The 20,879-nt window shown below is 50.4% G+C and carries 14 protein-coding genes; 10 read left to right on the top strand and 4 right to left on the bottom strand.

Going from position 1 to position 20,879, the window contains the following annotated elements; genetic code table 11:
- Positions 1 to 69: 69 nt before the first annotated feature.
- The 3 genes from EDI29_RS18835 to pncB form a co-directional block, all read right to left on the bottom strand.
- Positions 70 to 1,146 (bottom strand): porin, encoded by a 1,077-nt coding sequence (locus EDI29_RS18835; protein ID WP_273855799.1) that lies wholly within the window; start codon positions 1,144 to 1,146, stop codon positions 70 to 72.
- A 294-nt stretch (positions 1,147 to 1,440) separates the two neighbouring features.
- A complete protein-coding gene (asnS, locus tag EDI29_RS18830) occupies positions 1,441 to 2,841 on the bottom strand; it encodes an asparagine--tRNA ligase (protein WP_137742112.1) in 1,401 nt (466 codons plus the stop codon).
- 325 nt (positions 2,842 to 3,166) lie between these two features.
- Entirely contained in the window at positions 3,167 to 4,372 is a 1,206-nt protein-coding gene (gene pncB / locus EDI29_RS18825) for a nicotinate phosphoribosyltransferase (protein WP_137742111.1), read from the bottom strand.
- 223 nt (positions 4,373 to 4,595) lie between these two features.
- Between pncB and pepN the strand changes: the two genes are divergently transcribed.
- From pepN to EDI29_RS18810, 3 genes are all read left to right on the top strand, one after another.
- On the top strand, positions 4,596 to 7,211 hold the full coding sequence (pepN, locus tag EDI29_RS18820; protein ID WP_137742110.1) for an aminopeptidase N: 2,616 nt from the start codon (positions 4,596 to 4,598) through the stop codon (positions 7,209 to 7,211).
- A gap of 202 nt (positions 7,212 to 7,413) precedes the next feature.
- Complete coding sequence (gene pyrD / locus EDI29_RS18815) at positions 7,414 to 8,424, top strand: quinone-dependent dihydroorotate dehydrogenase (RefSeq protein ID WP_137742109.1); 1,011 nt, start codon at positions 7,414 to 7,416, stop codon at positions 8,422 to 8,424.
- 200 nt (positions 8,425 to 8,624) lie between these two features.
- Positions 8,625 to 9,212 (top strand): cell division protein ZapC, encoded by a 588-nt coding sequence (locus EDI29_RS18810; RefSeq protein ID WP_137742108.1) that lies wholly within the window; start codon positions 8,625 to 8,627, stop codon positions 9,210 to 9,212.
- Positions 9,213 to 9,273: 61 nt separating this feature from the next.
- Here the strand turns inward: EDI29_RS18810 and EDI29_RS18805 are convergent, their stop codons facing one another.
- A complete protein-coding gene (locus EDI29_RS18805; RefSeq protein WP_137742107.1) occupies positions 9,274 to 10,377 on the bottom strand; it encodes a YcbX family protein in 1,104 nt (367 codons plus the stop codon).
- Between the two features lie 113 nt (positions 10,378 to 10,490).
- Between EDI29_RS18805 and rlmKL the strand changes: the two genes are divergently transcribed.
- From rlmKL to EDI29_RS18770, 7 genes are all read left to right on the top strand, one after another.
- Positions 10,491 to 12,608, top strand: coding sequence for a bifunctional 23S rRNA (guanine(2069)-N(7))-methyltransferase RlmK/23S rRNA (guanine(2445)-N(2))-methyltransferase RlmL (gene rlmKL / locus EDI29_RS18800; RefSeq protein ID WP_137742106.1), 2,118 nt, complete (start codon positions 10,491 to 10,493; stop codon positions 12,606 to 12,608).
- A gap of 3 nt (positions 12,609 to 12,611) precedes the next feature.
- Positions 12,612 to 14,522: an ABC transporter ATP-binding protein gene (locus EDI29_RS18795; protein WP_137742105.1), complete on the top strand. Its 1,911-nt coding sequence runs from the start codon at positions 12,612 to 12,614 to the stop codon at positions 14,520 to 14,522.
- A 101-nt stretch (positions 14,523 to 14,623) separates the two neighbouring features.
- Positions 14,624 to 15,970 (top strand): membrane integrity-associated transporter subunit PqiA, encoded by a 1,347-nt coding sequence (gene pqiA / locus EDI29_RS18790; protein ID WP_137742104.1) that lies wholly within the window; start codon positions 14,624 to 14,626, stop codon positions 15,968 to 15,970.
- A complete protein-coding gene (gene pqiB / locus EDI29_RS18785) occupies positions 15,930 to 17,597 on the top strand; it encodes an intermembrane transport protein PqiB (protein WP_374213742.1) in 1,668 nt (555 codons plus the stop codon). Before pqiA ends, pqiB begins: the two co-directional genes overlap by 41 nt.
- A complete protein-coding gene (gene pqiC, locus EDI29_RS18780; RefSeq protein WP_137742102.1) occupies positions 17,597 to 18,163 on the top strand; it encodes a membrane integrity-associated transporter subunit PqiC in 567 nt (188 codons plus the stop codon). Before pqiB ends, pqiC begins: the two co-directional genes overlap by 1 nt.
- A 315-nt stretch (positions 18,164 to 18,478) precedes the next feature.
- Entirely contained in the window at positions 18,479 to 18,646 is a 168-nt protein-coding gene (gene rmf / locus EDI29_RS18775) for a ribosome modulation factor (protein WP_010276992.1), read from the top strand.
- A 394-nt stretch (positions 18,647 to 19,040) separates the two neighbouring features.
- Complete coding sequence (locus EDI29_RS18770) at positions 19,041 to 20,600, top strand: methyl-accepting chemotaxis protein (RefSeq protein WP_137742101.1); 1,560 nt, start codon at positions 19,041 to 19,043, stop codon at positions 20,598 to 20,600.
- Positions 20,601 to 20,879: the final 279 nt, after the last annotated feature.

Raw genomic sequence — 20,879 nt, 5'->3', positions numbered from 1 at the left:
AGACAGAGCCGAAGCTCTGCCTTTTCATGCAATACGAACGATTAACTCGTTACGTTATGCTGCGACAACTTAGAACTGGTAGATTACACCGACGTTGACGCTATCGCTGTTAGAAAGGCCATACTCATTGTCTTTCTTGATCAGGTTGATATCGTATTCAGTGTAAGCAGAGAAGTTTTTATTGAATGCATAAGTTGCACCAACGCTTGCGTATTTAACGCCATAATCGTTTTCTGCACCATCGATCTTATCTTTACGAGATACATAACCCAATGTAGGGGTCAGACCGAAGTCGAAATTATACTGTGCAACCACTTCAAAAATTTTGCTCTTATCAGCCAAGATACCATCATCTGGTGCAAAGAAATTACGGCCTTCACCGTAAGTTGCTGCAATATAAATGTTGTTCGCGTCGTATTTCAGGCCAGTAGCCCATACGTCAGCACGCTCACCACCAGCACTCGAGGCGCGCTGAGCGGCAGTACGTTCCTGAGAACCGTAAGAAGCAACAACACCTACGCCGAAATCAGTGTCATAAGACAGAGAGGTTGCCCATGCATCACCGTGGTTACGTTCGATGTTTTTCCCAGTAGTTGCGTCAACTGTGGAAGACTTGTCATCTTTAGCAATGTATTGCAGACCAAAACCTAAACCATCAACCAGACCAAAGAGGTTGGTTGTGTTAAAGGTTGCTGCATTACCGATACGACCAGTCAGAGTATCAGTAACGCTGCTGTCGCCGCCGTTTTCTGGCAGTACGTCAGTATAAGCCAGACCGTTGTAAGCGACACCCGTGTTACGGCCGTAGTCGAAAGAACCGAAATCAGCGAATTTCAGACCAGCAAAAGCTTTACGAGTTTTCCCAGCAGTTGCGTTGTTGTCTTCAGCTTTATTAGCATCAAACTGGTATTCGAAAGTACCATAGCCAGTCAGATCGCTAGTGATCTGAGTCTGGCCTTTAAAACCCAGACGAGCATTGGTGTTATCAGCGTTATCGACTTCCTGGCTATTGAACGTATAACCTGCGTGTACACGACCAGTCAGATCCAGCTTGTTCGCATCTTTATTATAGATTTCTGCTGCGTTGGCAGCGCCTGCGACTAACAGAGCTGGGATTACTACTGCAAGAATGTTGCGTTTCATCATTATTACCCTCATTGGTGTTATTTAGACACCTGCCACTGCCATAAATAATTCTTTGGGAACTATTCCTGAAAGTTTGGTGTCTTCCTGTGTCTGAACGCAGTTTTCCATTCACTCGCGCGTTAATCCACCCTAAAGATGCTACAAACTTCGCAATCGAGTAACAAATAGAAAAATTGTGTGTCAAAATGTAAAATTCAGGGAACTTTTTGTGACATAACAAAAATTAAAAAAAAAGAGCCGGGAAACCCGACTCTTCTTTTCTACATATTTGTTTTACTTATATTAAATTTTTATTTAGAAACTGGCATTGCGTGGTGTGCGTGGGAAAGGGATCACGTCGCGCACATTTTGTACACCGGTAACATAGGCAATCAGTCGCTCAAAACCTAAACCGAAACCGGAATGCGGAATGGTGCCGTAACGACGTAAATCACGATACCACCAGTAGTCTTCTTTATTCAGCCCCATCTCTTCCAGACGGCTATCCAACTGCGCCAAACGTTCTTCACGCTGAGAGCCACCGATGATTTCACCGATGCCTGGTGCAAGAACATCCATCGCGGCAACGGTTTTACCGTCGTCATTCATACGCATGTAGAAGGCTTTGATGTCTTTAGGGTAATTTTTAACCACAACGGGTGCTTTGAAGTGTTGCTCAGCCAGATAACGCTCGTGTTCGGAGGAGAGATCTACGCCCCAGTAAACGGGGTTTTCGAATTGCTGCCCGCAGTTCAGCAGGATATCGACCGCATCGGTGTAATCGACCTGGGCGAAATCGGAACTGACGAATTTCTCCAGTCGAGTGATCGCTTCTTTATCGACACGCTCGGCAAAGAATGCCATATCATCTGCTCGCTCGTTCAGTACGGCCTGGAAAACATATTTCAGCAGGTTTTCAGCCAGACCCGCAACGTCATCCAGAGAAGCGAAAGCAACTTCCGGTTCGATCATCCAAAACTCGGCCAGATGGCGACTGGTGTTAGAATTTTCTGCGCGGAAAGTCGGACCAAAGGTATAGACGTTGGACAGTGCACAGGCGTAGGTTTCGCCATTCAACTGGCCGGATACGGTTAGGAACGCTTCTTTGCCAAAGAAATCTTCGCTGAAATCGACTTTACCTTGCTCGGTACGCGGCAGATTTTCCAGATCGAGTGTGGAAACGCGGAACATTTCACCCGCACCTTCGGTATCGGATGCGGTAATCAGCGGGGTAGACACCCAGAAGTAACCATTCTCATGGAAGAAGCGATGGATCGCCTGTGCCAGCGTATGACGAACGCGTGCCACGGCACCGATCAGGTTGGTACGCGGACGCAGGTGCGCCACTTCACGCAGGTATTCGATGCTGTGACGCTTTGCCGCCATCGGATAGGTATCGGGATCGTCAACCCAGCCGACAACGTTGACGTTGGTCGCTTGCAGCTCGAAGCTTTGGCCTTCACCTGGAGAAGCAACGACGTTACCGGTGATTTCAACGGAGCAGCCGGTGGTCAAACGCAGCACGTCATCCTGATAATTCGAGAGATTATTATTAACGACAGCCTGTAATGGATTAAAGCAGGAGCCGTCATAAACGGCGATAAAGGAGATACCGGCTTTAGAATCTCTCCGGGTACGTACCCAGCCGCGCACGGTGACTTCGCTGTCAACGGCGACACGGCCTTGCAGTACATCGACTACAGGCACTACGCTCATAAAATTCTCTCTTTAATTAATCGTGTTTAAGAAATAGATCGTGGTTAAAACGCTAAATGGCCCAATCCGAGCCATTTGCTATGTTACTTGCGATGCAACAGGACACAAGCAGAAATCACCGGAATGGCGCGAAGTTTTCGCCCATGTCGGTGAATCTGCTGCAAAGTTGGTCAATACCCGTCACTCTTCACGTTGCCTGTGCGTTCGCTGCGCTGCAATACTCGATCCGTCGTCGACCCCGTTCTGAAGGGGCAACGCGTGGCGTTGTTCAAAACGTTAACGTTTTGCCCCGAAACTCGAATGATTCAGGGTATACGGAAAAGCCTTAACTGGCCTTTCTCACGCGGGGTAAGTCAAACGCTTTGCGTAACTCACACACGAAGTTCTGATCCTGACAGATGGTTTTACCTGGACTATCGGAGAGTTTTGCCACTGGCTTGCCGTTGCATTCCACCAGCTTGATGACGATATTCAGCGGTTTCACGTCAGGGATATCACACGTCAGACGTGTACCCATGCCAAATACCAGATTCACGCGTTGGTAAAAATGACGATACAGCGCCAGTGCTTTATCCAGATTCAGGTTGTCGGAGAAGACCAGCGTTTTGCTCATCGGATCGATGTTCAAGCGTTGATAATGCGCAATAGCTTTCTCGCCCCAATCGACCGGATCGCCAGAATCATGGCGTAGCCCCTGATAGGCTTCGGCGAACGGTAAATCGAAATCGCGTAGGAAAGCATCCATGGTGATGCAATCGGTCAACGCAATGCCCAAATGTGTGGGATATTCATGTAGCCACATCTGGAGTGCCGCGCGCTGGCTGTTGGCCAGCGTCGGACTAATCTGCTGATGCGCTTGAAACCACTCGTGCGCTTGCGTACCGACGGGGGTGATGCCCAACCGGCGTGCCAGATCGTAATTACTGGTGCCGATAAGATAAGGAAAATCGGCTTGCAGCGCCGTAACAATCGTCTGCTGAACGTGGTGTGAGAAGCGGCGACGTGTTCCAAAATCCATCAGCTTAAATTGGCTGAGATCCACATCCGCACTGCTCTGGCGGAAGCTCTCCAGTGAGGCAGACAGTTGGACAAGCGCGTGTTCGGCCGTGACGTTGGGCGAACGATGCCGATGCACGACTTCACTGATCGCCGCCAGCAGGGGAACTTCCCACAGAATCACTTCGCGCCATGGCCCGGTGATGCGGATATCCAGTTTGCCAGCGTTATTCTTAATCGAAACCTGCTGCGGATTAAAACGGAAGTCCCGCAGCCAGTTAAGATAATCCTGTTGGAAGAATGGCAAAGAAGAAAGATAGGTGAACTCATCGTCACTCAATGACAGGAAACGCATCAGATCAACCTGATGGGCTATCTCGTCGGCATAAATGCCTAATAACTCATCGCCACGGCAGCGAAATTCAGCCGCAACATCAACATGATAATAATGATGATACACCGCCTGTTGCATGTGCAGCTTGTAGGCATCGGTATCCAGCAATGAGCGCAAAATCGGGGAAGTGTGCAAAGTCATAATGCGTTACAGCATCCTTGTAAGATGCCTATCCACCATCGGGACAATCAGCAATGTCCGGTCAGTATACCTTGATTATCTATTTATTACATTACGACAACATAGCGAGACGTGCAGGGGGGAACCACGATACGATGATTATCCTCATTATTTTGTCATGGTAACATTAAGATAACAGGCTTAGACTTGATCTTTGATGCTTATGACGAGGTGGAAACTTTAGATGAACCAACAGCCGCAAATAAAATATCGCCATGACTACCGTGCGCCGGATTACACCATTACCGACATTGCATTGGAGTTCGATCTCCATGCTGAAAAAACTCGCGTAAAAGCCGTTAGCCAGGTGGTGTTGCAAGGGGACGCTGGCGCGCCGTTGAAGCTGGATGGGGAAGGGCTGACGCTGATTAGCCTGAGCGTTGATGGTCAGCCATGGGCGCATTATCAGCAGCAAGCTGATGGTTTGATTCTGACGCAATTGCCAGCGACTTTTACGCTCAGCATTGAGACGGACATCAATCCTTCCGCCAATAGCGCTCTGGAAGGGTTATACCTTTCTGGCGACGCGCTCTGTACGCAGTGTGAGGCCGAAGGATTCCGCCACATTACCTATTATCTCGACCGCCCGGATGTACTGGCGAAATTCACGACGCGCATCACCGCAGATAAAGCTCGCTATCCTTATTTACTCTCTAACGGCAACCGTATGGCGCAAGGGGAGCTGGAAGGTGGTCGCCATTGGATTGAGTGGCAGGACCCGTTCCCGAAACCGGCTTATTTGTTTGCATTGGTTGCCGGTGATTTTGATGTTCTTGAGGATCGCTTCACGACGCGTTCTGGTCGTAATGTGGCGTTGGAGCTGTACGTTGACCGCGGCAACCTCGATCGCGCAGATTGGGCGATGACCTCGCTGAAGAATTCGATGAAGTGGGATGAGGACCGTTTCGGTCTGGAATACGATCTCGACATCTATATGATCGTCGCCGTTGATTTCTTCAACATGGGGGCGATGGAAAACAAAGGGCTGAACGTATTTAATTCCAAATACGTGCTGGCCAAAGCGGAAACCGCGACGGATAAAGACTATCTGAACATTGAAGCGGTGATCGGCCATGAATATTTCCACAACTGGACGGGTAACCGTGTCACCTGCCGCGACTGGTTCCAGCTTAGTCTGAAAGAAGGGCTAACGGTGTTTCGCGATCAGGAGTTCAGTTCCGATTTGGGATCGCGCCCGGTTAATCGTATCGATAATGTGCGTGTGATGCGCGGTGCGCAATTTGCTGAAGATGCCAGCCCGATGTCGCATCCGATTCGTCCCGATCAGGTGATCGAGATGAATAACTTCTATACGCTGACGGTCTATGAAAAGGGATCGGAAGTGATCCGCATGATGCACACCTTATTAGGTGAAGAAGGCTTCCAGGCGGGCATTCGTCTGTATTTTGAGCGTCATGACGGCAGCGCAGCGACCTGTGATGACTTTGTGCTGGCGATGGAAGAAGCTTCTGGCGTCGATCTCACGCAGTTCCGCCGCTGGTACAGCCAATCGGGAACGCCGGTATTGACCGTGCGCGATGATTACGATCCGCAGACGCAGCAATATCTGCTGAGCGTGAGCCAGATGACGCCAGTCGGTGCCGACAAGCAGCAGAAGTTGCCGCTACATATTCCGTTGGATATTGAGCTGTACGATCTGCAAGGGAAGGTGATTCCGCTTCAGAAAGACGGTCAACTGCTGTCGTCAGTACTTAATGTGACTGAATCTGAGCAAACGTTCATTTTCGATCAAGTACCTTGCCGCCCGATTCCTTCTTTATTACGTGAGTTTTCTGCACCGGTAAAACTGAACTATGCCTGGAGTGACGAACAACTGACGTTCCTGATGCGTCATGCGAGCAATGCGTTCTCGCGTTGGGATGCGGCACAGAGCCTGTTGGCTAACTATATCCGTCTGAACGTTTCCCGCTATCAGCAAAAACAGCCGCTTTCAGTGCCAATGCATGTTGTTGATGCTTTCCGTGGCGTATTGCTGGATGACAAACTGGACCCAATGTTGGCTTCTCAGATTCTGACATTGCCGAGTGAAAACGAGATTGCCGAACTGTTTGATATCATCGACCCCACCGCAATCGCTGCCGTGCGTGACAGCATGACGCACACAATGGCGCAGGAGATGGCGGATGAGTGGTTGGCGGTGTACCACGCGAATCACGCGCCGCAATATCGTATCGAACATGCAGATATGGGCAAGCGTGCGCTGCGCAATACCTGCCTGCATTATCTGGCATTCAGCGATGCGATTCAGGCGGATAAACTGGTGCAAACACAGTTCCGTCAGGCAGATAACATGACCGACTCGCTGGCGGCGCTGGCGGCGGCAGTTGACGCTCAACTGCCAGTGCGTGATGAACTGCTGACACAGTTTGATGACCGCTGGCATCAGGATGGGTTGGTCATGGACAAATGGTTCGCGCTGCAAGCCTCTAGCCCAGCAGATAATGTGCTAACCCGCGTGCGTGAATTGTTGCAACACCGTTCATTCAGCCTGAACAACCCTAACCGTCTACGTTCGTTGGTGGGGGCATTTGCGGCATCGAACCCGTCGGCTTTCCACGCAGAAGACGGCAGCGGTTATCGCTTCCTGACGGAGATTCTAACCGATCTCAATACCCGCAATCCGCAGGTTGCGGCCCGGATGATCGAACCGCTAATCCGCCTGAAACGCTATGATGCTAAACGTCGGGCGCAAATGCGTCAGGCGCTGGAGCAACTGAAGACGTTGGAAAATCTGTCTGGCGATCTGTTCGAGAAAATCAGCAAAGCACTGCAAGACTAATTCCGTCACGGCCATTCCTCTATCACACGCGGTAGCCTGCCGCGTGTGATATTTCCCCCACGCTAATTTCTTACTTCCGCAAACGTTTTACTTTCCGCAGAGATGGCACTACCATCACCGACCGTGAGTTAAACCGTAATCCACTATTGCTTACTTTCTGCGTAAGCAAGATACCTTTGTGATAGGGATCTCAGGAGACAATATGTTCTATCCCGTTATCAAAAAAGCCCTGTTTCAGCTCGATCCAGAGCGTGCACATGAGCTGACCTTCCAACAATTACGCCGTATTACCAACACGCCTTTTGAATTTCTCGTCCGTCAATCCGTTCCGACTAAACCTGTTACCTGCATGGGGCTATCTTTTAAAAACCCACTGGGTTTGGCTGCGGGATTAGATAAAGATGGCGAATGCATCGATGCTTTAGGCGCAATGGGATTTGGTTTTATTGAAGTGGGTACGGTGACGCCGCGTCCACAAGCCGGTAATGATAAACCAAGATTATTCCGCGTAGTGGAAGCGGAAGGGTTGATCAACCGGATGGGGTTCAATAATAAAGGCGTGGATTACCTTGTCGAGAATGTAAAGAAAACACGTTTTGGCGGTGTATTAGGGATCAATATTGGCAAGAATAAAGATACGCCGGTTGAGCAAGGCAAAGACGATTATTTGATCTGTATGGATAAGGTTTATCCTCACGCGGGCTATATCGCGATCAACATTTCGTCGCCCAATACGCCGGGATTGCGCAGCCTGCAATATGGCGAAGCGCTGGACGATCTTTTGCTAGCGATAAAGAATAAGCAGACAGAATTAAAAGAGAAGCATCAGAAATATGTCCCTGTGGCGGTGAAGATCGCCCCGGATCTTTCTGAAGAGGAATTGATCCAAATTGCCGATAGCCTGGTTCGCCATAACATCGACGGTGTGATTGCCACTAACACGACGCTCGATAGGAAATTGATTCAGGGATTAAATCATTGCGGACAAACGGGAGGATTAAGTGGGCGCCCATTGCAGACGAGCAGCACGGAAATTATCCGTCGTTTGTCACAGGAATTAGCGGGACGTTTACCGATTATTGGCGTTGGCGGAATTGACTCTCTGGTCGCCGCGCGTGAAAAAATGGCGGCTGGCGCGTCGCTGGTACAGATATATTCAGGCTTTATTTTCCACGGTCCTCGCCTGATTAAAGATATCGTTACACATATTTAATCCGAAAGTCCTTTCATTTCTAGCTGGGGGTTTATTTATCCCCCCAGCTAGTCTATATTTTATCCGTTTGCGTAAATAATCTATCAATCGATGTCTGATCTTCTTGCTGCGGCGTTTATTCGCTGAACGATTATTGCGATGTAAGAAAACACAATCAGCCATTTCTGATATTTCTACTGTGAAGGCGAAGGGTAAATAATATGAAGTTAAAACCTGACGATAACTGGCGCTGGTATTTTGATACCGAACACGATCGCCTGATGTTGGATCTGGCTAACGGCATGTTATTCCGTTCTCGCTTTCCGTCTAAAATGCTAACGCCGGATGCATTTAATGAATGTGCATTTTGCGTTGACGATGCCGCACTATTTTTTACCTATAATGACAAATGCCAGAAAGTGGCCCTACACCGCGACCTTCAGGGTGAGTTAGTTTTGAATGCGCTGGTGGCAAGCCGATTCCTTAAGCCGCTCATGCCAAAAAGCTGGCATTTCATCCAGCAGCCGGATGCCGTGGCCTATTCACCGCAGGCGGGGGATATTGTGCAGGTGCAACTTACCGAAACGCATGAAACAGCCTGTTTTCTGGTGGCGGAAGCGGGGGATAAAGCTTGTCTTTGCCTGCTGGCGCAAGAACAGCTGCCATTGAATGGGAAAATGATGGGGCTGGGTGACGCCATAAAAATCATGCACGACAGGCTAATGCCTGCCGTCGTTCAGAACAGAGCTGAGTGGGAAACCGCGTTGGGTGACGGCACGTCGGCATTTGAGTACGCCAAGGTCGTCTAAATCCCGTCATACTTTAAGCTGCATACGTGCTGGCTTTTCTTCGACTATTGCAGATGCTTTTTTATTGCAAATGAAGGTCACTCTGCGGAATACAGCTACAGCTAAGAATCTCACCGTTTGCTCTGATGGCACTTTGCTTCAGTGCAGAAACCTCTCCGCTGACTAACGTCAATTTACAGCAACCGCACAGTCCAGCCCGACAAGAATAGGGGACGCGAATGCCCTGTTGCTCCAATTGTTCCAGCAAAATTTGCTGATTATTCCCTTGCAACAATTTTCCCTGATAGTGGATGGTAACGGCTTGTTTACTTTTTTCGGGAACGGCAAGACTTTCGACGACCTGACCTGCACCATAAGGACGCGGCGGTTTGGTTGCTAGAACTTCCAATGTATCGCCTACGCGAATGATACCTGTATTTCTGGCGACCAGATTTTGCCCAAAATCAACGTCGCCGTTGTCGGCAGTACGGAAAGATTGCAGCGTTGCCAAAGGCTCTGCTGACGGGTGTTTGCGCCCGCGTTCGATGCTGACGGTGGTCAAAATGCAGCGACTACAGGGTTTGACAACATCAAAAATAATCTCGCCAATACGAATGGTCTTCCAGCTGTCTTCGGCAAATGCCTCTGCGCCCGTCACCACCAGATTAGGGCGAAATTGTTCAATTTTAATACCGGCCGAGCAGCGCTGGCGTAGCGCCTGAAATGACGCATCATTGATTAACAGAAACGGATAACCATCGGCAAAAGCCAGAGGAACATCGGGATAATGCTTTACCCGCCGTGACGGCGCATTGCCCACCCAACGCAACTGCACGTCGCGCTGAAAATAATGGCTTAGCCAACGATTGATAGCATTGGGTGCAACGCTCGCGGTGAAGTGTGTTCCCCAGACTTCAGTTGGTTGAGGCGCCTCGGTGAAGTCGGCAAAACGAATAGTGGCCGTTTGACCATCCGGTGCGGCAATAAACAGTCCATCGGGTAACAAGGCGGGGGTAAATAACACCATCTGCGGATATTGGCGAGCAGTAATAAATGTACCATCAGGCTCGGTAATCATGAATGCACGATCGTTTGCCAAACCGCTGACAGATGCCATCGCGTGGGACAGTTGTAGCCCTCGCATCGATTTTACTGGGTGTATATAAAGCCGCGTTACGCCGATCACTGACCTGTTCCTTGCAGAAGTAAAGCGGCAACTTTATGACAAGCGTCTCGGATTAGCTATAATGCGCCTCAATTTCTTTCTTTAATGTATTTCTTTTTGGTGATAGTGACGACATGAATGCTTTGTTTGCCAGCACGGCGCGGGGACTGGAAGAGTTATTAAAAAGCGAACTCGAATCATTGGGTGCGCAGTCTTGTGCGGTTGTGCAGGGCGGTGTCCATTTTGAGGGTGACAACCGCCTGCTGTACCAGAGCCTGCTGTGGAGCCGTCTGGCGTCGCGCATTCTGCTGCCGCTGAATGAATTCAAGGTACACAGCGATCTGGATTTGTATCTGGGCGTGCAGGCGATTGACTGGTCAGCGATCTTTAGCATCGATAAAACTTTTGCCGTGCATTTTACGGGAACTAATGAAGATATCCGCAACAGTCAGTACGGCGCGTTAAAAGTAAAAGATGCGATTGTAGATAGCTTTACGCGCAAAACCGGGCAGCGACCGGACGTGGCTAAACAGCAGCCGGATATTCGCGTTAACGTCTTTTTGCAGCGCGATACCGCTAGCGTTTCGCTGGACTTAAGCGGTGAGGGCTTACATCAGCGTGGATATCGCGATCTGGCCGGACTCGCGCCGTTAAAAGAAAATCTGGCGGCGGCGATTGTTTTACGCTCCGGCTGGCAAAACGGTACGCCGATGGTCGATCCGATGTGTGGTTCCGGTACGTTGCTGATCGAAGCGGCAATGATTGCATCCGATCGTGCACCCGGTTTGCACCGTACCCACTGGGGATTTAACGCCTGGTTAAAGCACGATGCCGAACTGTGGCGCGAAGTGATTGCTGAAGCACAGGTGCGCGCCCGCCAGGGGTTGCAGGCGACCGCGTCACGCTTCTTCGGATCGGATAACGACCGCCGAGTGATTGAGATCGCTAAAGCCAATGCGCGTCGTGCAGGCGTTGCCGAACTGATTTCTTTTGACGTGAGGGATGCAGCACAGCTAAAAAATCCACTGCCGGAAGGCCCGAAAGGTACGGTTGTCAGCAACCCGCCTTACGGCGAGCGTCTGGAAAGCGAACCGGCGCTGATCGCCTTGCATAATATGCTGGGTCGTAAGATGAAAAGCGATTTTGGCGGCTGGCAGCTATCGCTGTTCAGTGCGTCGCCGGAGCTGCTCAGTTGCCTGCAACTGCGTGCTGAACGTCAATTTAAGGCAAAAAACGGCCCGCTGGACTGTGTACAGAAGAATTATCAACTGGCAGACACGCAGGGGGAATCTGCGGGGCAAATCGCGGAAGATTTTGCCAACCGCCTGCGTAAGAATCTGCGCAAGCTGGAAAAATGGGCCAAGCAGCAGGGGATTGAATGCTATCGCCTCTATGATGCCGATCTGCCTGAATATAATGTAGCCGTCGATCGCTACGGCAGTTGGGTCGTGGTACAAGAGTATGCCCCGCCGAAAACCATTGATGCACAAAAAGCCCGCCAGCGATTGTTTGATGTGATTAACGCGACGCTGAGCGTGCTGGAATTACCGTCGAATCGTCTGGTACTGAAAACGCGCGAACGTCAGAAAGGTAAAAACCAGTATGAGAAACTGGCACAGAAAGGCGACTTCCTGCTGATGGAAGAATTTGGTGCCAAACTGTGGGTAAATCTGACCGACTATCTTGATACCGGTTTATTCCTCGACCACCGCATCGCCCGTAAAATGCTGGGTGAGATGAGCCGTGGCAAAGATTTCCTCAACCTGTTTGCCTACACCGGCACGGCGAGTGTTCACGCCGGATTGGGCGGGGCACGTTCAACGACCACCGTTGACATGTCGCGCACCTATCTGGAATGGGCAGAGAAAAACCTGCGGGTGAACGGCCTGACCGGGCGTCAGCATCGTTTGATTCAGGCAGACTGTTTGTCATGGCTGCATAACGGTCATGAACAATTTGATGTGATCTTCATTGACCCGCCGACCTTCTCGAACTCAAAACGGATGGAAGAGTCGTTTGATGTCCAGCGCGACCATCTGGCGCTGATGAAAGATCTCAAACGTCTGCTGCGCCGTGGCGGCACCATCATGTTCTCGAATAATAAACGTGGCTTCCAGATGGATGTTGCTGGCCTGACCGCGCTGGGGCTGAACGCCAAAGAAATCACCGCGCAGACCCAATCACAAGATTTTGCTCGTAATCGTCAGATTCATAACTGCTGGCTGCTAACGCATGCCGGTGAGGAAAAGTAACCGATGTCTTTAATTAGTGTTTCAGGTGCATGGCTGTCGTTTAGCGATGCGCCGCTGTTGGATAACACCGAACTCCATATCGAAGAAAATGAGCGCGTTTGTCTGGTTGGGCGTAACGGCGCGGGTAAATCGACGCTACTGAAAATTCTGGCTAAAGACATTCCGCTGGATGATGGTCGCATCATCTATGAACAGGATCTGATTGTCGCCCGTTTGCAACAGGACCCGCCGCGCGATGTTGCCGGTAGCGTGTTCGATTTTGTTGCTGAAGGGGTCGCAGCACAGGCGGGTTACCTGAAGGATTACCATGCCATGCTGCGTCTGGTAGAGAGTGACCCTAGTGAAAAGAACCTGAATCAGTTAGCTAAGTTGCAAGATGTTCTAGAGCATCAGGGATTGTGGCAACTGGAAAGCCGCATTCATGAAGTATTGGAACAGCTAGGCCTGTCCGCGGATGCACCGCTGGCGTCGCTTTCCGGTGGCTGGCTGCGTAAAGCGGCACTTGGCAGAGCGCTGGTGAGTTCGCCGCGCGTGCTGCTGCTGGATGAACCGACTAACCATCTGGATATCGAGACGATCGACTGGCTGGAAACCTTCCTGAAAACGTTCCAGGGCAGCATCGTCTTTATCTCCCATGACCGTTCATTTATTCGCAATATGGCGACCCGCATTGTCGATCTTGACCGTGGCAAACTGGTTTCCTGGCCGGGCAATTACGAGAAATATCTGGAAGGGAAAGAAGAAGCGCTGCGGGTTGAGGATCTGCAAAATGCAGAGTTCGATCGCAAACTGGCGCAGGAAGAAGTGTGGATACGTCAGGGCATTAAGGCTCGACGTACACGTAATGAAGGGCGCGTGCGGGCGCTGAAGGCAATGCGTCAGGATCGTGCGCAGCGTCGAGAAGTCATGGGCTCTGCAAAAATGCAGGTTGAAGAGGCTGCCCGCTCTGGCAAGATTGTGTTCGAGTTGGAAGACGTCAGCTACCAGATTGACAATAAGATACTGACACGTAATTTCTCTGCTCAGGTACAGCGCGGTGACAAGATTGCGTTGGTAGGGCCGAATGGCTGCGGTAAAACTACGCTGCTAAAATTGATGCTGGGTGGGTTAGAGCCTGTCAGCGGACGTGTGCACTGTGGCACGAAGCTGGAAGTTGCCTATTTCGATCAACATCGTGCTGAACTCGATCCAGAACGTACGGTGATGGACAATCTGGCGGAAGGCAAGCAGGAAGTGATGGTTAACGGCCGCTCACGTCACGTGCTGGGCTACTTGCAGGACTTCTTATTCCATCCGAAACGTGCGATGACGCCGGTAAAAGCGCTGTCAGGTGGGGAACGTAACCGTCTGCTGCTGGCACGTTTGTTTCTCAAGCCTAGCAACCTGTTGATTCTGGACGAACCGACCAACGATCTGGACGTGGAAACGCTGGAACTGCTGGAAGAATTAATCGAAAGCTATCAGGGAACCGTTCTGCTAGTCAGCCACGATCGTCAGTTCGTGGATAATTCGGTCACTGAATGCTGGATCTTTGAAGGCGATGGCAAGATTTCCCGTTTTGTCGGCGGTTATTTCGATGCGCAACAGCAGCGTGCCACGACAACACCACTGCGAACGACAGCGGCCCCGACGGTAACCGCATCGGCGACGACACCGAATACCGCACCGCCCGCTAAACGAAGTGCCGGGAAATTAAGTTATAACCAGCAGCGCGAATTAGAGCAGTTACCGCTGCGTCTTGAGCAACTGGAACAGGAAATTGAATCATTACAGGCGCAGATGAGTGACGGCGGTTTCTTTAGCCGTCCGCATGAAGAGACGCAACAGGTGTTGACCGCTCTGGCAAAGGCGGAAAGCGAACTGGAAACTAGCTTTGAACGCTGGGAAGTGCTGGAAGCACAGAAAAACGGCTAATCTGCGCTGTTTGTGTTGTGTCATCAATACGGGAGGTTAACTCCCGTATTGATAGAAGATGTTTTCAGTCAGAAGCTGACGAGTTTTGAAGGAGAGGACGTATGTGTTCCCATCACGATCGGCATGACTGTAATCTTCAGCGTGAGCATGGCCTACACGGTGAACATGGCCTTGAACACGAACATCATCACCATGATGACTATATGCTTTGTCCGCAGTGTGATCTGCTGGTGGAGTTACCTGAGCTGTTACACGGCCAGAAAGCGACCTGCCCACGTTGTAAAACCGCACTAACCAGCCGTCAGACGGAACCACGTAAACGACCGGTTGGCTACGCGGTGAGCGCGCTGTTCATGCTATTGCTGGCAAACCTCTTCCCCTTCGTTTCTATGCGCGTGGCGGGAATCACCAGCGAAATTACCCTGATGCAGATTCCTAAAGTGATGGTGGCGGAAAACTACGCCAGCGTCGCAACTCTATTTATGCTTTTTGTTCAACTCGTCCCTGCTTTCAGTATGGCGACCCTTATTTTGCTTTGCCTGCATGCATCGCTGCCGTTGGCACTGAAAAAGGGCATGGGCAAGATGCTGTTTCATCTTAAAAGCTGGGGCATGGCGGAGATTTTTCTGGCCGGCGTGTTGGTCAGCTTTGTCAAACTGATGGCCTATGGTGACATTGGCATCGGCACCAGCTTTATGCCTTTTGTCCTGTTCTGTCTGTTGCAACTGCTGGCCTTCCAAAGCCTCGATCGCCGTTGGTTGTGGAATGACATTGTACCGCCACCCGCATTACCCGCTCCCCCGATGTTGGGGAAAAGCGGGCTATCGCAAGGGCTACGCTCGTGCTCATGTTGCACCGCTATTCTGCCAGCCAACCAGTTACTATGTCCGCGTTGTCACTCACGTGGACATGTCCGTAAGAAACATAGTCTGCAATGGACGCTGGCGTTGCTGATCACCTCGGTGATGCTCTATATCCCCTCGAATCTGATGCCGATTATGGTGACGGAAGCTTTCGGCGATCGAATGGGATCGACGATCATGTCAGGTGTTATCCTGCTGTGGGGAATGGGATCTTACCCTGTCGCCCTAGTGATTTTTATCGCCAGCGTGATGGTGCCGACGCTAAAAATGCTGGCGTTAGGTTGGCTATGCTGGCAGGCCAATGGCAAAACTAAAAAAACGGAAGACAGCGAGCGAATGCACGTCATCTATGAGATGGTTGAGTTTGTTGGACGTTGGTCGATGATTGATGTGTTCGTTATTGCTGTACTGTCTGCGATGGTGCGCATTGGTCGTCTGATGAGTATTTATCCCGCCATAGGGGCGGTACTGTTCGCGGCTGTGGTGATTCTGACCATGTTTGCTGCGATGATGTTTGATCCCCGGTTGCTGTGGGATCGTCGCGATGATGTTCTTCATAAGGAGTCTTCCGTTGGCGAAAGATAATCATGCCGTTGCGGATGTAGAAACGATTAAACGCTGGTCGCCGGTCTGGATTGTGCCGATTGTCACGGTGCTAATCGGTGCCTGGATACTGTTTTACCATTTCAGCCACCAGGGACCGCAAATTACGCTGATTACCAGCAACGCCGAAGGCATTGAAGCAGGCAAAACTGCTATCAAAAGCCGTAGCGTAGATGTTGGCGTGGTAGAGAGCGTGGTGTTGAGCGACGATCTTCACCGGGTGGAGATCAAAGCGCGTCTGCATGATGGCATGGATAAATTATTAAAACAGGACTCTGCTTTTTGGGTGGTAAAGCCGCAAATTGGTCGGGAAGGGGTGTCCGGTCTGGGGACGTTATTATCCGGTGCTTACATTGAGCTACAGCCCGGTGCCCATAAGGATGATAAACGCGAGTTTACCCTGCTGGATGCGCCGCCGCTGGCCTCGCCGGATGCGAAAGGTATCAGGGTGATACTGGACAGTGAACAATCCGGCCAGTTGAATGCGGGCGATCCGGTTCTGTTCCGTGGCTATCGGGTGGGGTCAGTGGAAACCAGCGAGTTCGATCCGAAAGCACGTAAGATGCGCTATCAGCTGTTTATCTCTGCGCCGTATGACGGTCTGGTGACGACCAATGTTCGTTTCTGGAAAGACAGTGGCGTCGCATTTGATATGTCGGCACAGGGAATGCGTGTCGAAATGGGCTCGCTGACGACGCTGTTTAGCGGTGGCGTGAGCTTTGATGTACCGTCGGGATGGGAACTGGGTGATGCAGCCAAGGCAATGGCGCAATATCGGCTTTTTGATAGTCAACGCAATATTCAGGACTCGCTATACACTGAATACAAAGAGTATCTGCTGTTCTTCAGTGAATCGATCCGTGGTTTGCAGGCGGGGGCACCAGTTGAATTCCGCGGCATTCGACTAGGAACGGTTGCTGAAGCGCCATTTTTCCCGCGCAATATGCAGCAGGATCTGGATGACGACTACCGCATTCCGGTGCTGATACGCATTGAACCAGAGCGTTTTGCGAAAAGGATTGGAGGCTCATTCGACATAGAACAGCACCTGAAACAGGCACCATCACAGGGGTTACGTGCGTCACTGAAGTCGGCAAATCTGATCACTGGCGCACTTTATATCGATCTTGATTTTTATCCGAAAGAGAAGGTTGATAAACAGCTCTATGTTTTTGATGGTTACCCGATCCTACCGACGATTGACGGTGGCCTGTCTCAAATTCAGCAGAAGCTGATGGCAGTGCTGGATAAAGTGAATAATCTGCCGCTGAACCCGATGGTCAATGAAGCGACGAAGACGCTGGCGGAAAGTCAGGCCACGCTGCGCGAAATGCAAAAAACGTTGGCGACGTTGAACAAACTGACATCTAGCAAAGCGATGCAGGATCTGCCGGAAGATATGCAAAAAACGCTGCTTGAACTGAATCGCAGTATGAAAGGCTTCCAGCCTGGCTCACCGGCGTATAATAAGATGGTGGCGGATATGCAACGCCTGGATCAGGTCTTGCGGGAATTACAGCCTGTGCTGCGTACCCTGAACGAGAAAAGCAATGCGTTGGTGTTTGAGGCTTCGGGTAGTCAAGATCCTCAGCCGAAGAGGGCAAAATAATGATGAAAGTCTGGACGCTAGCTCTGGTGCTGGTATTGAGCGCTTGCAGCAGTAGCAATACGCAGAAAACGTACTATCAGTTGCCGACAGTCGCGGATACCAGCACGGTGCAGACGGCTATGACTCAGGGGCATTCGTTATGGGTTGAACATGTCAGCGTGGCGGATTATCTCGTCAATGCGGGTTTGGTCTACCAGACTAACGATGTGCAGTATGTCATCGCCAGTAATAACCTGTGGGCCAGCCCGTTAGATCAGCAATTGCAACAGGCGTTGGTGGCTAATCTGGGGCATAAATTGCCTGGTTGGATCGTCACCACGCAGCCGCAGGGAAGTGAACAGGCTGTGCTGAATGTTTCTGTCACAGGCTTTCATGGCCGTTATGATGGCAATGTTATCGTCCGTGGAGAATGGATGCTGACCCATCAGGGAAAAGTGCTTAAACGCCCCTTTAGCGTGGTGCTGCCACAAACGGAAGATGGCTATGACGCGCTGGTAAGGACGTTGGCACAAGGCTGGCAGCAGGTTTCTCAGTCGATTGCCCAGCAGGCAAGTACGCTTAACTAAGCGTTACCGAGGTTTGGCATTCTCTGATCGTTGTTTGAAACAACGACAACGCGAAAACCAAGGTTCTAAAAATCGGACCTCTAAAGGTGTAATGCTGTGATTGCATTGCGTTTTTAGAGGTTTTTTATTTTTTTCAAATGGTTATGTTTTTTCGTTATTTAATGGGGAAAATTCCTATTTTGGATCACAAATATGACACTGGCGTGAATTTTGCGCCTTGACCTTTGGCGGCAGAATCGGTATTGATAGTCTGTGGTTGCTTATAAAGTAATCATTGTTTTCTTTCCACCAGATAAATAATGAGGGAAATAAGGCATGAAGAGACAGAAACGCGATCGCCTTGAACGGGCTCATTCACGTGGTTATCAAGCCGGTATTGTCGGTAGACCAAAAGAATTTTGTCCTTATCAATCAATTAATGCCCGGTCTTACTGGTTGGGAGGCTGGCGAAAAGCCATGGAGGACAGGGCTGTTACCGCTTAGCGCGCCTTGTCACTAGAGGGAACGCCTCCGCTTTCGCGGAGGCTTTTGTATTTAAGGGGCAAATATCCTGATTTTGTCTCTCTCTGTTCAATCGATACAGAGATCAATCAACCAACGCGATTTACCGATACATGGGGTTCGGATAACGATCTGGTGCCCTGTCACTTTTGTAACCTCGCTTACGAATTTATTTCGATTTCGATCATTTTTTTTCTTTTTTTAGTCGTTATTGCTCGATTGTGGTTTTTATTTGAGCGAATAGGGTTATTTTTCATTATTTATTGTTAAAAAATCTATCATTACTACCTGAATGGTATGGCTCAAGGCGGCAATGTAGTGTAACTTTTTCTTCGGAATTTTCTGAAAAGAATTTAGAGATTAGAGAGAAAATAGAGTGAAACTACGAACCAGAATTGCACTGCTATGCGGTACGACCTTGTTAGGGATGCTAATTTTATCTGCCGTGGCGCTGAATACGCTTTATAGCACGATGATGAGCGAGCGCACTGGCCAACTCTCTACGCTGGTGGAACTGGCTCATTCGGCGGCGCAGAAAGCGTATGACCTGGAGAAAAGTGGTCAACTGTCGCGCGACGAAGCAGAGAAAGAAGCCAAACGGGCGATAGCCAGTTTCCATCAAGGGGATCGCTATTTCTTCGTGCGCGGTTACACGAACGATGTGAATTATGTGCACCCTAACCCTAAGCGCGTTGGTATCGTCGATGCCAGCGGCGGTAAAGAAGCCGGAGAGCGCTACCGCGCTTCGCTTCAAGGCAAGCGAATTGGCACTGTGATTGCGGAAGGGACGCGCCCAGGGCAGCAGAATAAGGTTGAGAAACTCTATGCCGTCATCAAATTCGAGCCTTGGGACTGGACGATTGGCTACGGTGATTACATTGACGATATCCAGCAAACATTCTGGCGCAATGCGCTGATTTTACTGTCTTTAGGATTGGTTCTGCTGCTAATTATTTCCGCGTTTGCATGGAATATGTTGCGCACGCTGATGCGCCAGCTTGGCGGTGAGCCACAGTACGCGGTGGATGTGGTACGCGAAATCGCGGAAGGCAATTTACGCGTGGATGTTGAAACGAAGCCGGGCGATCAAACCAGTATCCTTTACGCTATCCGCGCAATGCGTGACAACCTGTCGCATCTGGTGAATCAGGTTCGCAGCAGCACAAACTCCATTGCCACGGCGTCGACGCAGATTGCATCGGGTAACGGCGATTTGTCTGCGCGTACCGAATCGCAAGCCAGCGCCTTAGAACAGACGGCGGCGGCCATGGAACAGCTGACCGCAACGGTGAAACAGAACGCGGATAATGCGCGTTATGCGAATGAACTCGCTGTATCGGCATCGGATGTGGCCGTTCGCGGCGGTGATGTTGTCAGCCGGGTTGTCGTGACGATGGATTCGATCAGTCTCTCATCGCGTAAAATTGTGGATATCATCGGTGTGATTGACAGCATTGCTTTCCAGACGAATATTCTGGCGTTGAATGCGGCGGTGGAAGCCGCACGTGCCGGTGAGCAAGGGCGTGGTTTCGCCGTGGTCGCGAGTGAGGTGCGCACGCTGGCACAGCGCTCGGCATCCGCAGCCAGAGAAATTAAAGGCTTGATTGATGATTCTGTTGCCAAGGTTGGGGAAGGCACAGATTTCGTGAAGCAGGCAGGCGATACCATGAGTGAAGTGGTTGAAAGTGTGCACCGTGTAACCTCTATGATGGGCGAAATCAGCGTGGCGAGTGCAGAACAGCGCTCGGGCATTGAGCAGGTTAATCTTGCGATATCGCAGATGGATCAGAGCACCGAACAGAATGCGGCCTTAGTTGAAGAAGCATTGGCTGCGGCACACTCTCTGAGCGAACAGGCTCAAGAACTGTCGCGCACCGTCGAACAATTTCGTGTAGATGAATCTGCGGGTAGCTATTTGGCGCTGGGAGCAAGATAAAACGGCGGGGGGCAGCTATTAGCGTGAACTTTGTCGATATCTCGTGATGCTAAAAACCACCTTGGCGTAAGGTGGTTTTTAGCATCACGAGATATCTTTATTCACTTTTATTGGCATTAGCTGCGCTTGCAACAAATATGTCGTGTAATGAACCAATAGCATGAATACATAGCCTTTATTATTGTAGTGAATAGCCTTTCTTTCATCGACTCTGCTTAGAGCCTATCCCAAAAGGCATTGTCATTAACGAACAATGATCATTTCTGAGGGCGGAAAAAT

The organism is Pectobacterium polonicum (assembly GCF_005497185.1).
In the GTDB taxonomy this organism is placed as follows: Bacteria; Pseudomonadota; Gammaproteobacteria; order Enterobacterales; family Enterobacteriaceae; genus Pectobacterium; species Pectobacterium polonicum.
Note: the sequence above shows the minus strand (reverse complement) of the source record. Positions and strands in the feature narration are given on the sequence as shown.